The 13984-nt window shown below is 61.5% G+C and carries 13 protein-coding genes; 8 read left to right on the top strand and 5 right to left on the bottom strand.

The window, feature by feature from the left end; all coding sequences use genetic code 11:
- Positions 1-29 precede the first annotated feature (29 nt).
- Positions 30-296, bottom strand: coding sequence for an FAD assembly factor SdhE (locus tag EV688_RS03060; protein ID WP_117314772.1), 267 nt, complete (start codon positions 294-296; stop codon positions 30-32).
- 97 nt (positions 297-393) lie between these two features.
- Between EV688_RS03060 and ygfZ the strand changes: the two genes are divergently transcribed.
- Positions 394-1347, top strand: a complete 954-nt coding sequence (gene ygfZ / locus EV688_RS03055) for a CAF17-like 4Fe-4S cluster assembly/insertion protein YgfZ (protein WP_162883764.1) — start codon at positions 394-396, stop codon at positions 1345-1347.
- Here the strand turns inward: ygfZ and ung are convergent.
- The 3 genes from ung to EV688_RS03040 all read right to left on the bottom strand — a co-directional run bounded on the left by ung (position 1314) and on the right by EV688_RS03040 (position 3504).
- A complete protein-coding gene (gene ung, locus EV688_RS03050) occupies positions 1314-2048 on the bottom strand; it encodes a uracil-DNA glycosylase (RefSeq protein WP_240624191.1) in 735 nt (244 codons plus the stop codon). The two genes, ygfZ and ung, sit on opposite strands and share 34 nt — an antisense overlap.
- 72 nt (positions 2049-2120) lie before the next feature.
- On the bottom strand, positions 2121-2876 hold the full coding sequence (locus tag EV688_RS03045; protein ID WP_117314598.1) for a hypothetical protein: 756 nt from the start codon (positions 2874-2876) through the stop codon (positions 2121-2123).
- The gene (locus EV688_RS03040; protein WP_162883763.1) at positions 2869-3504 is read right to left on the bottom strand and encodes a SatD family protein; all 636 of its coding nucleotides are present in this window, start codon (positions 3502-3504) and stop codon (positions 2869-2871) included. The genes EV688_RS03045 and EV688_RS03040 overlap by 8 nt, the downstream gene beginning before the upstream one ends.
- 226 nt (positions 3505-3730) lie before the next feature.
- On the opposite strand from EV688_RS03040, the gene EV688_RS03035 reads away from it, so the two are divergent.
- From EV688_RS03035 to EV688_RS03010, 7 genes are all read left to right on the top strand, one after another.
- On the top strand, positions 3731-5431 hold the full coding sequence (locus EV688_RS03035) for an amidohydrolase (RefSeq protein WP_117314596.1): 1701 nt from the start codon (positions 3731-3733) through the stop codon (positions 5429-5431).
- A gap of 149 nt (positions 5432-5580) precedes the next feature.
- Positions 5581-5733 (top strand): DUF3096 domain-containing protein, encoded by a 153-nt coding sequence (locus EV688_RS03030; protein ID WP_117314595.1) that lies wholly within the window; start codon positions 5581-5583, stop codon positions 5731-5733.
- Positions 5734-5745: 12 nt separating this feature from the next.
- Positions 5746-7173, top strand: coding sequence for a M48 family metalloprotease (locus tag EV688_RS03025; protein WP_117314594.1), 1428 nt, complete (start codon positions 5746-5748; stop codon positions 7171-7173).
- A gap of 199 nt (positions 7174-7372) precedes the next feature.
- Positions 7373-8287 (top strand): universal stress protein, encoded by a 915-nt coding sequence (locus EV688_RS03020; RefSeq protein ID WP_162883762.1) that lies wholly within the window; start codon positions 7373-7375, stop codon positions 8285-8287.
- A gap of 58 nt (positions 8288-8345) precedes the next feature.
- Positions 8346-9911: a sodium bicarbonate transporter family protein gene (locus tag EV688_RS03015; protein ID WP_117314592.1), complete on the top strand. Its 1566-nt coding sequence runs from the start codon at positions 8346-8348 to the stop codon at positions 9909-9911.
- A 117-nt stretch (positions 9912-10028) separates the two neighbouring features.
- Entirely contained in the window at positions 10029-12221 is a 2193-nt protein-coding gene (locus tag EV688_RS17655) for a carboxypeptidase-like regulatory domain-containing protein (RefSeq protein WP_240624190.1), read from the top strand.
- A 4-nt stretch (positions 12222-12225) separates the two neighbouring features.
- Positions 12226-12840, top strand: coding sequence for a DNA-3-methyladenine glycosylase family protein (locus EV688_RS03010; protein ID WP_240624189.1), 615 nt, complete (start codon positions 12226-12228; stop codon positions 12838-12840).
- A gap of 52 nt (positions 12841-12892) precedes the next feature.
- Here the strand turns inward: EV688_RS03010 and EV688_RS03005 are convergent, their stop codons facing one another.
- Positions 12893-13921, bottom strand: a complete 1029-nt coding sequence (locus EV688_RS03005) for a DUF481 domain-containing protein (protein WP_117314590.1) — start codon at positions 13919-13921, stop codon at positions 12893-12895.
- Between the last annotated feature and the right edge of the window lie 63 nt (positions 13922-13984).

The following is a 13984-nucleotide window of genomic DNA, read 5'->3' as shown; positions in this document are numbered from 1 at the left end:
CGACGTGAAGCCACCGCGCCGGCGATGTATCAGCCAGCGGTATAGCCAGCAGCGTTACAGGCGAGGATTCTGTCGACAATGCGGGCAAGGCCGGGATCCTCCGGGATATCGCGTCCGAGGAACCAGCCGAAAAGCTGCTGATCCTCACACTCCATCAGCCGCCGGTAGCAGAGCTGATCCTCCTCCGACAGATCGGGAAAGACCTGGTCGACAAAGGGCGCCAGAACCAGATCCAGCTCGAGCATGCCGCGGCGGCTCGCCCAACGCATCCGACGGTGTTCATTTTCACGTATCATCGCCGTAAAGTATCCCCAGTGCCAGAGCAAAAGCGGCCATTATAGCCGCAAACACGCGGCGACCGCCGCAGACCCAGCAATAACAGGACTGCCTTCCATGCCCGCTTTTTACGCGCAACTCGCCTCAGACCGCCTGCTTCATTTCAACGGTGATCAGGTGCCGACATTCCTCCAGGGCCAGCTCACCTGCGACTGCCTCCAGGTCAGCGAGTCGCAAAGCGTCCAGGGCGCGCTGTGCAGCGCCCAGGGGCGCGTCGTGACGGATTGTCGAGTGCTGTGCCTCGGCGACACACACTACGCATTGCGACTGCGCAGTGACTTGCGCGACATCACCCACGCGACGCTGGAAAAGTACGCCATGTTCTCGCGCACACAGATCAGTGAACGGAATGACCAATGGACGCTGCTCGGTCTCTGGGGCGAAGACGCAGCCACGGTACTGCGCACCATCGCTGGCGCCACACCCGACGGACGCGACCGCTGCCTGACAACCGACGCCCTGGTGGCCTGTCAGGCAGATGATGCCGGCGAGGCTTTCGAAGTGCTCGTGACACGCGCCGCGATATCCGATGTTTTGGCGGCACTGGCGCCCCAGGCTCGGGAATGTCCCGAGGCACACTGGCAGCAGAACGAGCTGCGTCGCGGTCTGGTACGAACCACCGCCGAACTGAGCGCCAGTCACGTCCCCCAGGTTCTGAACTACGACCTCGCCGGCCTCCTTAATTTTCGCAAGGGTTGCTACATCGGCCAGGAGGTCGTCGCGCGGCTGCACTACAAAGGCAAGAGCAAACGACGCTGCGGGATTTACAGTGTCGCGGAAGCAGCAGACCTGGAAGCCGGTGCCACCCTGGCGCCGGAGGCTGATGGTCGCGCAGTCGGCAGTGTCCTGCGCATCATCCGGGCGGCGGGTGAGCCGTCGCTGGTGCTGGCTCTGATTACGGTAGCCGACAGTGAACTACCCTTGATCGTGAAGGACGCCGGCACCCATCGTCCCCACCTGCAGCCAGTACCCCTGCCCTACAGCCTGCGCGGATCCAGCGAGGCCAGCTGACGAGCCTCGTCAAGCGACGGCAGCGTCCAGTCCAGATCGGCCATGCCGCGGTCGCGTAAAAAGGCATTGGCGGCACTGAAGTGCCTGCAGCCGAGAAAGCCGCGGTGCGCACTCAGCGGCGACGGGTGAGGTGCGCGCAGTACGCAGTGGCGTGATGCGTCAATCGATGCGCCCTTTTTCTGGGCGTAGCTACCCCAGAGCATGAAGACGACCGGGCGCTCCTGGCCATTGATTGCATCAATCACGCGATCGGTAAAGCGCTCCCAGCCCTGCCCCTGGTGCGACCCCGCCTGCCCCCTCTCTACCGTGAGCACGCTGTTCAGCAGCAGCACGCCGCGACGTGCCCACGCAACCAGCGAGCCATGGGAAGGGACCTCCACGCCGAGGTCGTCGCGCTGTTCCTGAAAGATATTGCGCAGAGATGGCGGGACGGCAACCTCCGGGCGCACCGAAAAACACAGGCCATGAGCCTGCCCCGGATTGTGGTAGGGATCCTGTCCCAGAATCACGACGGCGACATCCCCTGGCGGGGTGTACCAGAATGCGTTGAATATCTCCGCGGGCGGCGGGTACAGCACGGCACCCTCCCCTCGCCGCCGGCGCAGGAAGCCGGCGAGGTCACGCATGTAGTCCTGCTCGAACTCATCGCCCAGCAGCCGCAGCCAATCGGACTGTAGCTGAACGTCACGGCCTTTCGTCACTGTCTGTCTCCATCTGTCGGGTAACGTTGTCACACTTGGCGGTGACATTCTGGCTGCACATGACGGCCGCCGTCAGGGCCGAGGTAGCGCCATCCCTGTCATCGAGGCGACGGCGATGGCAAACAGTGCAGACATGAAGGTTCCCACCAGCATATATTCGGCGAATCGGCGATCCTTGAACTGGTCAAAACGTACCAGACTCTTGGCCGCAACAATAAAACCCAGGGCCGCCCAGTCGCTGGTAAAGAGCACGACAAGGAACATGAGCCAGCGTTCAAGAATGCCGATAACGCGGCCCGCGTTGTACTCATCGATATCCGGCTTCCCATCCACCGCCTGCGGATTCACACGAGGCTCCAGACGCAGGACCTGAAAGACACCGCGCATGATCACGTTAACTTCATTGGCAAGCAGCAAAAAACCCAGCAGAACGGGTAGCGCAGCCCGCTGCACCCCGACGCCACCGCCCAGCAGCGCCTGCAACCCGTGATCGAGCATGGTCGATACCGCCAGACTCAGTGAAGACATCGACAGCGCACCGAAGAGAGGCTGCAATACCAGGGGCGCCATCGAGAGAAGCACGAGCACAGCAAACCGCACCGCGTAGACTGACACTCGCGCCTCGAGCAAACCACCCAGAAGGGTAAAACCGGACACCGCGAACATCACGGCGAGAGTGGTTCCGCCAATGCCGAAGACAAGCAAAAGCAGCGCGGCCTGAGACAGAGCCAATGTCAATGAAAATCGCCAGCTGGCAGCGGCATCCTGACGCAGATACACCAGGCGGGTGACAAGCATCAGGCACAGGTATAGCTGGTAATCAGGCATCCGCTGTCGTTTCCATCGCCGCCGCCATCTTTGCTGCAATTGACCTGTGAATACCGGAGATCGGGTGAAGATGCCCGTCATGCAGGTTCTTGTAGACGGCGGTCTTGCTGATTTTCAGTTCCTGTGCGATACGCTGGACCGGGACACCCGACAGAAAGCTGTGATACGTAGCGAAACGATTGCAATGCCAGCTTTCCTGCAGACCAGACACCAGAGACAAGGTGTGATTGATCAGGTCGGCGTCATCAAGGCCCTCAATGCGATAATTCCCGCCCTCTTCTTTTAGCTGAACAATAGCATCCCGCGCGCGATAGAAGGCGGGGCCATCCATGCCGAGCGCTGCCTGAGGATTGACAGGCGTTGCGATTTGGCCAAGCCCAAGGCCGAAGCGTGCCGTTACCGGAAACAGCCGCGCCTGCAGGGCGGAGAGTATCTCCCAGACAGGAAGCGGGTCTGAGAACACCGCCTGAAACTCATCACCGAGGGTAACGGTGAGTGGTGAGGCAAGCGCCCCCCGAAAACGCTTGTTCAGGAACGCGAGCGACGACTCGAAAAGGTGCTGCAGGCCCGCGCGATCCTTCACGCGACGGGAGTCTCGCAGGTCGCCAATCAGAACGAGATATTGCACGCTCATTACATCCGTTGTGGTTGAAAACGGACAAACCTTATCAGTTGAACACCAGTATATTCAACCTAATAGGTTTTATTGGAGTAAATTAAACCCAATTGGTTTTATATGAACCTGATTAACCGTTTCGTTTTAATACAGCCCGGACCTGTTGTTGCGCCCTTCGCAGTGCAAGCCCGCTGAGCGATCTGGCATTATCACCCCTTGTCCTGCGGAGGCATCATCCATGAACCTGGCGAAAACGGCGCGCCTGCTCATCATCGTCACCCTTCTCGCGAGCCTCGGCTTTTTCGCGACCCGTGCAGCGGCGACAGACACCGTCTACTACAACGGCACAATCATCACCATGGATGATGACAGGCCTCTCGCGGAGGCCGTGGCAGTCCGCGAGGGACGCATTGTCGCCGTCGGCAATCGGGATATCGTTATGGCCAGCGCCGGGAAGACCGCCCGTCGCATCGACCTCGGGGGTCACACCCTGCTGCCGGGCTTTGTGGACTCCCACGGCCATGCCTACGCCATTGGTCTGCAGGCGAGCACCGCCAACCTGCTGCCACCGCCCGACGGCGCGGCTGCCGACATTCCTGCCCTGCAGGCACAGCTTGCAGACTGGATGGCAGACGATCCAGCCGTCATGCGGGGCATCGGCTGGGTGATCGGCTTCGGCTACGACGATTCCCAGCTGGCGGAACAGCGCCACCCAACTCGCCGGGATCTGGACGCCGTTACCATCGATTACCCGGTGATGATCATTCACCAGTCCGGCCACTTCGGCGTCGCCAACAGCAAGGCACTCGAGCGCCTGGGCATCACGACGGCCAGCGAAAACCCTGACGGCGGCATTATCCGGCGCGAACAGACGTCCCGGCAACCGAACGGCGTGCTCGAAGAGATGGCGTTTCTCGCCCCGCTGATGCAGCTGCTGTCACAGTTTGACGACGCCATGAACGAGCACCTGGTGATTGAGGGAACGCGACTGGCAGCCACCTACGGCTACACCACGGTGCAGGAAGGCCGGGCAATGCCCGCAGCGATTGCGGCCATGCGCCGGGTCGCAGAGCGTGGCGCCCTGGATGTGGATCTGGTCGCCTACCCGGACATGCTGGCCGTACCGGACGTCACGCCGTCGAGAACCTACGCGAAGCGTTTTCGCATCGGTGGCGTCAAACTGACCATCGACGGCTCGCCCCAGGGCAAGACCGCCTATCTCAGCGAACCCTACTTTCACCCACCCCACGGCCAGTCCGCTGACTACCGTGGCTATGGCGCCATCGATGAAAGCACTGCCCGCGCCTCGGTTGCCAGAGCGTTCGCCAGGGGATGGCAGATACTCTGCCACGCCAACGGCGACGCGGCGATCGACCAGTACATCGACGCCGTGCGCGCGGCGCAGACGGAGTACCCCGACGTCGACAATCGCCCGGTACTGATCCACGGACAGACCCTTCGCAAGGACCAGGTGGAAGCCATCGACGAGTTGGGCATTTTTCCGTCCCTGTTTCCCATGCACACCTTCTACTGGGGCGACTGGCACCGGGATTCCGTCCTTGGCCCGGTGCGCGCCGACAATATCTCCCCCACCGGCTGGCTGCTTCCGCGCGGAATGATGTTCGGCAGTCACCACGACGCTCCGGTCGCACTACCGGATGCCATGCGCGTGCTGTCGGCAACCGTCACGCGTCGTTCGCGCAGTGGAGACATCCTCGGGCCAGAGCACCGTGTGCCGGTCGCAACGGCCCTCAAAGCCATGACGCTGTGGCCCGCGTGGCAACACTTTGAAGAAAATGAAAAGGGCAGCATAGAGCCAGGCAAACTGGCGGACTTCGTCGTGCTGTCGGCAAATCCAATGGCCGTGCCCGAGGAACAACTGAATACCCTGATGGTGGAGCAAACCATCAAGGAAGGACGGATTGTCTACCAGCGCTGACGCCTCGATCGGCGGCCGAGAGCAAGCTGCGATGGTACGCATGCCAAATCAGAATCTTTCATGCAGCGCTTCTGTCATTCACCGCACTAACGGCGAGCCGCCAATGAGAGTAGTCTGGCGCAAAGCCATAACCGGAAAGGAAACACTTCATGGACATCAACCTCGCACTGACGCCGCTGGTTTCACTCATCGCCGGCGTTCTCATTTTCCTGTTTCCACGCCTGCTGGCCAAGATTGTTGCCATCTACCTCATCGCCGTGGGTCTCATAGGACTGTTCGGCTCGGGAAACTTCAATTTCTGATCGGGTGCTAACATGACGCGCTTCGCCCTGTTCGTCCTGGCCTTCTCACTCGCGTCCTGCGCGGTCAATCCGGTCACGGGTGACCGGCAGCTGGCGTTGGTCTCTGAAGGCCAGGAAATCCAGATCGGGCGCGAAGTCGCGAGCAATGCTGCGCAGGAATTCGGACTGGTGAAGGATGAGGCGCTGCAGGCCTATGTGCAGGCACTCGGCAGCCGCCTGGCACAGGCCTCCGAACGCCCGGATCTGCCCTGGTCCTTCCAGGTGGTCGACGAGGCGACACCAAATGCCTTCGCCGCGCCGGGCGGGTTCATTTTCGTAACGCGCGGACTGCTTGCCCTGCTGCGCAATGAGGCAGAGCTGGTGAGTATTCTTGGCCATGAAATCGGTCATGTCACTGCACGCCATTCCGTCGCCATGATGAGCCGCGCCCAGCTTGCGCAACTCGGCATCGGTATCGCCTCGGTGCTCAGCCCGACCGCGGCGCAGTTCGGTGAGCTGGCCGCGGGCGGTCTGCAGCTTCTGTTCCTGAAGTACGGCCGTGACGCAGAGCGAGAGGCGGATGACCTCGGCTACCGTTACGCTCTCGAACAGGGCTACGACGTGAGGGAGATGGTGAACGTCTTCGCAGCGCTGCAGCAGTCCGCGCAGCTGGCCGGGCAGAATCCGGTGCCCAGCTGGCAGGCATCACACCCCTACCCGGCGGAGCGCATACAGCGAATCAACAGACAGCTGGCGTCGCTGCCACCAGCGTCGATGGATCGTCGCATCGGCGAGGCCGAATACCTGCAGCGCATTGATGGTCTCGCCTATGGCGAAAATCCCCGCAAAGGCTATTTCGATGACCACCGCTTTCTGCACCCGGAGCTCGCCTTCCGCATGGACTTTCCCCGGGGCTGGCGCACACAGAACCTGTCCAAGGCCGTGGTCGCAGGCAGTCCGAAAGAGGATGCGCTGCTACAGCTGATGCTGGCAGCAGGCAGCCCTCAGGACGCCGCCAACACTTTCTTCAGCCAGCAGGGAATGACCATCGGCAGGACAGAAACGGGCACCGTTGGCGGTCTGCCAGCCATTAGCGGTGACTTCGAGGTACAGACCGATCAGGTTCGGCTCGGCGGGGTTGTCACCTTCATTGAACTTGACGGTCGCACCTACAGGATCCTCGGCTACACGCCGGTGCAGCAGCGCGCAACCTACGGCAAGACCTTCCGCACCGCCATGAACAGCTTCGCCAGACTTACCAGTCCCGAGGCCCTGAACCGGCAGCCGCTGCAGATATCGGTCGTGCGCCTGCCCCGCAGGATGACGCTGCAGGAATTCAGCGCCAGCTACCCGTCGATGATTTCCGTGCCGGAGCTGGGGCTGATCAACCAGCTGCAGGGGCCCGAGGACGTAATGCCAGCGGGCTTCAGGGCCAAGCGTGTGATAGACATCGGGAACTGAGCCCGTGAACAGCAAGGCGCTGGCCGTGATGACGACAGTCGCTGACCCGCTATGTGCGCTCTGCGCACACGGGCTTTTCTTGTCGTACAAAACCCTGATTGCTACGCTGCTTCTCTTTCGAGGTGAGCGCAGCGGCGCTTGTCATGCCTCGCAAAGGCGAGAGCCCTGTGCGAGAGCCCCTGTGGAGGAAACGACCAACATGATCCAATTTCGCAAAGTGCTGGTTGCGGTGGACATCGACTACAAGTCGGGAACCATAGCTGATACCGGTGCCGTGGCGGTTCGCGAGGCGCTGACCACGGCACGGCGCGACAACGCCGAGGTGACATTCATGCACGTCATCAATTCGCCGGGCAACAAGCAGGCGTCCGGCGCCCCTGACACGAGCACCGCCGCAGGAAAACAACACGCGGCCGCATTGAAGATTCTTGGGAAACTGCAGGCAGATGCCGGCAAGGACCTGCGTTCACAGACGGCCATTCGCTTCGGCGAGCACTGGCGGGAAATCCTGCACGCGGTGGTGGAGGAAAATCACGACCTGGTGGTGATTGGCACCCGCAAGCGCAGTCTCGCAGGACGCTTGCTGTTCGGCAGCACGGGAAACAAACTTCTGCGTCTCTGCCCGTGCCCCGTGTGGGTGGTCAAGGACGAGCCGCGCCCAGAGCATCCCACCGTACTCATCGCGCACGACCTCACGCCCGTGGGCGAAGCGGCACTCTCGATAGCGGCGGCACTCAAGCAGCAGTTCGACGGCGCTGACGTGAAGGTGCTGCACGTCGTAGAACATCCGGAAGCGGCGCACTTTCTCGACAGCGTGGCTCGTGATGAGCGCCAGCGACGTCTTGATGACGCAAAAGCGACGATAGAAGCCCAGTGTCGGTCCCTGCTGCCGGAAGGCACCTGGGACATTACCATCACCGATGGCAACGCTTACGCGAGAATTCTGGAGCACCTGGAAAAAAACCCGGTTGACCTGCTCGTCATGGGAACCGTTGCACGCCAGGGTATCGCGGGACTGCTCACCGGCAACACGGCCGAGAACGTGCTGCCCTGGGCCAACTGCTCCGTCATCGCCATCAAGCCTCCGGGCTTCACACCACCGATTGAACCCTAGCCGCCAACACCCCTCCCGCGTCAAGCGGCGTACCCAATGACAACGAGACGAGAGCCCGATGAGAAAAACGGATAGCAGTGATCCTCTGGCATACACCGGTCGCCTTTTTGGTGGACTTCAGAACGACCTCAGGCGTCGACTGCCCTTTTACATCAGCGATTTTCGCGATGGTCTCAGCAGCAAGGTTGTTGCCTCCACGGTGTTCCTGTTTTTTGCCTGTCTGGCAAACGCCGTCGCTTTCGGCGCTCTCACCAGCATCATGACCGGCGGTGAAATCGGTACGGTCGAAATGATTGTGGCAACCGCGCTTGGTGGTATTCTGTTCGCATTGTTTGCGGGACAACCGCTGACCATTCTGGGCGGCACGGGTCCGATCGTGATCTTCACAGGCCTGCTGTATGCGTTGAGCCAGCAGATGAGCCTGCCGTTCCTGTCGGTGTATGCCTGGGTCGGACTGTGGGCCGGCCTGTTCATGCTGATTCTCGCCTTCACCGACGCCAGTGCCCTGATGCGCCTGTTCACGCGCTTCACTGACGAGATCTTCGCCGCCCTGGTTGCGGTTATCTTTATCTACGAGGCCGTGAGCTCCCTGCTCGCCCCCTTCATGGAAAACCCCCGGGACAATTCCAAGGCGCTGATGACCCTGGTGCTGTCACTGGGAACCTACATGCTGGCACGCAGCCTGAAAATGGTGCTGCAGACACCCTATCTGCAGCGCAAGGCACGCGAGTTCATATCAGATTTCGGTCCCGCCATCGCTATCGCCATCATGACGGCATTCGCCCTGCTGATGCCGGAAATCGACGTCGAACGCGCTGCAGTCCCTGAAACCTTTGCCACCACCACGGGCAGACCCTGGCTGGTTGATCTGTTTGCGCTGCCCACCTGGGCGATCTTCGCGGCGGCAGGCCCGGCACTGCTGGTGACCGTTCTGCTTTTCCTGGACCAGAACATCTCGGCGCGACTGGTCAACAGTCCGCTGCACTCACTGCGCAAGGGCTGTGGCTATAATCTCGACCTCGTCGTGGTGGGCGTGATCACCGCCGTGTGTTCGCTCTTCGCCCTGCCGTGGATCGTCGCGGCCACCGTGCACTCCCTGAATCACGTCAAAAGCCTGGCAACCACCGAAACCGTCAGCCTGGGTTCCAGCACCACCGAGAAGATCATCTCGGTGGAGGAAAACCGCGTATCGCCGCTGCTGATACACCTCCTGCTGGCCGCTTCGATCTTCATGCTGCCGGTGATAAAGATGATTCCCATGGAGGTCCTCTTCGGACTCTTTCTCTACATGGGTTTCAGCACCCTGAGCGGCACCGAGTTCTTCGAGCGCGTGCGTCTCTGGGCGACTGACAGAAAGCTGTATCCACAGACCCATTATGTGCGCAGGGTCCCGCGCAAGGTCATCCATCTGTTCACGCTGATACAGCTCGTGGCGCTCGTAGCACTCTGGATACTCAAGAGCAGCCCCGCGGGTATCCTGTTCCCGCTGTTCATTGCGATGCTGGTGCCGCTGCGCTTCCTCATGAACCGCTGGTTTGCCGAAGAGCATCTGGAAGTGCTCGATGCGGAAGAAGCGAACGACGAACACATGGACGACGACACGATGGGGGATTTCAGGCCCTGACCGGCGCAGTTTCTGACCTGACCGGCGCTAGACCAGGGCTCGAAGAGTCACCGCTGTCGCGATACAGATTGACATCGGGAGGGTACGACAATGTGCCGAACAGCATGGGTGATGTGTTTGATCATTGGTCTGGGCGCACTCAGCGCCTGCGACCGTGGGAACACCGACTCACAGACAGGTGCCGAGCGTACCGATACCTCGACACCCGCACAGGGCGATAGCCTGTCGGAGGGTGGCGTGACCATCGGCGATACGGATATCGGCGGGGTGGTATCCGGGCCCGCAGGTCCGGAAGCCGGTGTCTGGGTCATTGCCGAGACCACCGATCTGCCAACGCGCTTCGCCCGCATCGTTGTCACCGATGATGCAGGACGCTTCCTGGTGCCAGATCTGCCCGACGCCAGCTACCAGGTCTGGGTGCGGGGCTACGGGCTGGTGGATTCCGAAAAGATCACAGCAGCGCCCGGCAGTCAGCTGGCGCTTGAGGCACGCGCCGCTCCCAGTCCGGCCGCGGCCGCCGAGTACTACCCCGCGGGCTACTGGTACTCGCTGCTGGAGCTGCCAGCAAGAAGCGACTTCCCGGGTACCGGTCCGCAGGGTAATGGCATCTCCGAGTCGATCACTCACTACGAGGACTGGGTGCGACGCATCGGCAATAACAGCTGCCTGGCCTGCCACCAGCTCGGCAGCAAGGCTACCCGCGAGATACCCGACCTGTTCAGCGACGGCCGCAGCAGCGTGGAAGCCTGGCACCAGCGCGTGCAGGCCGGTCAGGCAGGCACTGGCATGGTGAACATTCTTGCCGGTATGGGAATGGAGCGCGCGGTCAGTCTGTATGCCGACTGGACCGACCGCATTGCCGGCGGCGAGCTGCCGCCGACGCCGCCGCGTCCTGAGGGGCTGGAACGCAATGTGGTGATTACCCAGTGGGACTGGGCAGACCCCAGGGCCTACCTGCACGACGTGGTTTCCACCGATCGCCGTGACCCTACGGTCAACGCGGGGGGCAGGCTGTATGGCGTGCTGGAGAACAGTGCGGACTATATGCCGGTGCTCGATCCTGCAACGCATGATGTGTCAGAAGTGCCCATCTTCCCGCTGCCAGACTCCGGCTACGATCCCGACCCGGCACCGGTGTCGGGCCCTTCAGTGTTCTGGGGGGAGGAACAGATCTGGGACAGCGCGACCACCGCACACAACCCCATGCTGGATGCCGACGGACGTGTCTGGGTGACCGCACGGGTGCGCGACCCCGAAGAGAATCCTGACTTCTGCCGCAACGGCTCCGATCATCCTGCGGCACAGGCATTCCCGACAGAGCGCGCTTACCGGCATCTCGGTGTTTATGAACCCGCGACAGACACCTATACTCCGATCGACACCTGCTTCAGCACCCACCATCTGATGTTTGCCGAGGACGCGCAGAACACCCTGTGGACCAGCGGCGGTCGCGACGTGGTGGGCTGGCTTGACGTCGAACAGTACCTCGAGACGGGAGATGCCGCCGCCTCACAGGGCTGGACACCGACCATACTCGATACCAACGGCAATGGTCGCCGGGATGAAGGCTATGTGGAGCCGGGCGAATCTGCCGACGCCAGCCGGGATACGCGCATCCAGGCGGGCTACTACGGTGTTGCTCCGGCGCCGGATGGCTCTGTCTGGGGCTCAACCCTCGGCTATCCCGGAGGCCTGGTCAGGCTGGAGCCGGGCGATGATCCCGTCAACACTGCGCTGGCAGAGTATTTCGAGCCGCCCCTGGACGAGAATGGTAACGCCATTGAGGGCTTTTCCCCCCGCGGCATGGATATCGACCGCAATGGCGTGGCGTGGGCGGCGATGGCAAGTGGCCACATGGCGAGCTTTGACCGACGACTTTGCGAAGGTCCCCTGAACGGCCCGACAGCGACCGGGCAGCACTGTCCCGAAGGCTGGACGTTCTATACCGAGCCCCTGCCGAAGTTCCGTAACCAGCAGCACGAGGGCAGTGCAGAAGGCAGCTACTACACCTGGGTGGATCAGTTCAACAGCCTGGGCCTCGGTGCCAACACCCCGATCAATACCGGCAACCTGTCAGAAGCGCTGCTGGTGCTGCATCACGGGGAATGGGTGCGACTGACGGTGCCCTATCCTCTCGGGTTCTACACCAAGTGGATGGATGGCCGCATTGATGATCCCGATGGCGGCTGGAAGGGTCGCGGCCTGTGGGCCACCTTCAGCAGCCGGACGCCCTTCCACATGGAGACCGGGGCGGGCACAACCAGCAAGGTATATCACTTCCAGATGCGGCCCGATCCCCTGGCGCGCTGACCGCGTGCCCGCACTCACGCGCAAACACCATCTGGCGGCGGTAAACGCACTCGCCGCCAGAGACAGGGACCTGGGCATTATCGTGGCGCGTCACGGGCCGCCGCCCTTTCGCGCAAGGCCCGCCGGCTTCGAGACCCTTGTTCACATTATCCTGGAACAGCAGGTCTCCCTCGCCTCGGCAAAGGCCACTCTCGACAAGCTCAGCGTGCGCCTGCCGGAGTTCACCCCGGCGGCGTACCTTCGGCTCGAGGATGAGGCGCTGCGCAGCGCGGGCGTGAGCCGACAGAAAGCGCGCTACACGCGCGCGGTGGCTGCCGCGATAGAAGACGGCACCTTGCCGATAGCCGGCCTTGCGCGCCGCAGTGATGCGCGGGCACGGGCCCTGCTCACGGCCTTGCCGGGCATCGGCCATTGGACAGCTGACTGCTACCTGATGCTGGCGCTGCGACGCCCGGACCTGTGGCCCATCGGCGACCTCGCCCTGGTAAAGGCCATACAGACCATCAAGAATCTGCCGGAGCGGCCCGACGCCATGGAGCTGGATGAACTGGGGGAACGCTACCGGCCGTTTCGAAGCGTTGCGACACAGCTGTACTGGCATGCCTACCTGAATGGCTGAGGTATGAGGCAATAACCTGAGTCAAACGCCCTCTTTCAGAAACGTCACGACCTTACCAGCTGTATCCCAGCGTGAAGACATAAAGAACGTCTTCCTTCTCAGCCCCATCCGATGGCGTATTGTCGAAATCCACGTTGACCTGAAGACTTGCGACAAAGTTATCGCTGATGGGATAACGAAGCCCGGTGCGAGTGCGCAGCACGAAATCGTCAACGCTCTCGAAACTGGTCAGCGTCTGCAGACTGTGGAAAAAACGCAGCCAGTCGAACCATCGGTGTTCATAATCCACGCCCAGCTGCAGAGCCACGAATTCCTCGCTGGACTGAACATCAAACTCCTCGCGTACATAACTCAGGCCCGCGGTGGTAGACAGGCGCAGCATGCTGTCATCAAAAAACTGATAACTGACACCCGTACCGATTGCACTGCGAAGATCCAGTTCCTGCAGGGTGTTCCGCTTGAAGCTGAGAGAGTTGTTCCAGAACATTCGGTCACTGAAGAAGTGGTCATAGCTGCCGTAGGCCGTCCAGTTGTCCACGCTGGTGATATCGTTGTCGCTGCCGCGGTTGAAATCCACGCCGGCGATGTAACGGTCCACGTCATTTTCCAGCGTTCCCTCGGCATCCACATGAAAGCGCGTGGTATCGGAGTTACCCGTGGTGGCGTTGAGGCCCACATTGGACTTGCCGCGCCACTGATACTCATAGGGGTCCACCAGTGTTGTGTTGATGGCCAGGATGTCGCCCAACGCCAGCATCTTTGCCTCCGCACTGGAAGCCTCCGCCAGCTCGACAATGCCCGGTGCCGCACTCTCCGTCGCGCTGCTGACGACAGTCTCATCCGGAAGCTGAAGTTGCAGCGGCTCGTCGCTGATCAACGCCGTCACCGCTGACCAGGGTAGCGTGATTTCACCGGCGTACGCGTTCTCCAACAGCAGCCTGCCATCAACCATGCTGACAACCTCGCCGGAAAAGCGCTCACCGTTAACCATGACGACGGTAGCCGCGCTGGCGCTGTCGCCGCCGGCCACTGCCAGACAACCGCTCACAACCGCGGGTAATAGAACGCGTGGAAAAGGCATATTCTGAAATTTCCCTGTCAAAAAAAGAGGCGAACTTCGTAACCCGCTCAGCGGGGGCGATCC

It is taken from the genome of Chromatocurvus halotolerans (genome assembly GCF_004340525.1).
GTDB classification, from domain to species: Bacteria; Pseudomonadota; Gammaproteobacteria; order Pseudomonadales; family Halieaceae; genus Chromatocurvus; species Chromatocurvus halotolerans.
This window is presented reverse-complemented; position numbering and strand designations above follow the sequence as displayed.

Bases quoted from the DNA above. Each gene is read 5' to 3' on its own strand.
- EV688_RS03060 (WP_117314772.1), bottom strand. From the start codon at position 296: ATGATACGTGAAAATGAACACCGTCGGATGCGTTGGGCGAGCCGCCGC.
- EV688_RS03005 (WP_117314590.1), bottom strand. From the start codon at position 13,921: ATGCCTTTTCCACGCGTTCTATTACCCGCGGTTGTGAGCGGTTGTCTG.
- EV688_RS03020 (WP_162883762.1), top strand. From the start codon at position 7,373: ATGATCCAATTTCGCAAAGTGCTGGTTGCGGTGGACATCGACTACAAG.
- EV688_RS03025 (WP_117314594.1), top strand. From the start codon at position 5,746: ATGACGCGCTTCGCCCTGTTCGTCCTGGCCTTCTCACTCGCGTCCTGC.
- ygfZ (WP_162883764.1), top strand. From the start codon at position 394: ATGCCCGCTTTTTACGCGCAACTCGCCTCAGACCGCCTGCTTCATTTC.
- EV688_RS03045 (WP_117314598.1), bottom strand. From the start codon at position 2,876: ATGCCTGATTACCAGCTATACCTGTGCCTGATGCTTGTCACCCGCCTG.
- EV688_RS03030 (WP_117314595.1), top strand. From the start codon at position 5,581: ATGGACATCAACCTCGCACTGACGCCGCTGGTTTCACTCATCGCCGGC.
- EV688_RS03015 (WP_117314592.1), top strand. From the start codon at position 8,346: ATGAGAAAAACGGATAGCAGTGATCCTCTGGCATACACCGGTCGCCTT.
- EV688_RS03035 (WP_117314596.1), top strand. From the start codon at position 3,731: ATGAACCTGGCGAAAACGGCGCGCCTGCTCATCATCGTCACCCTTCTC.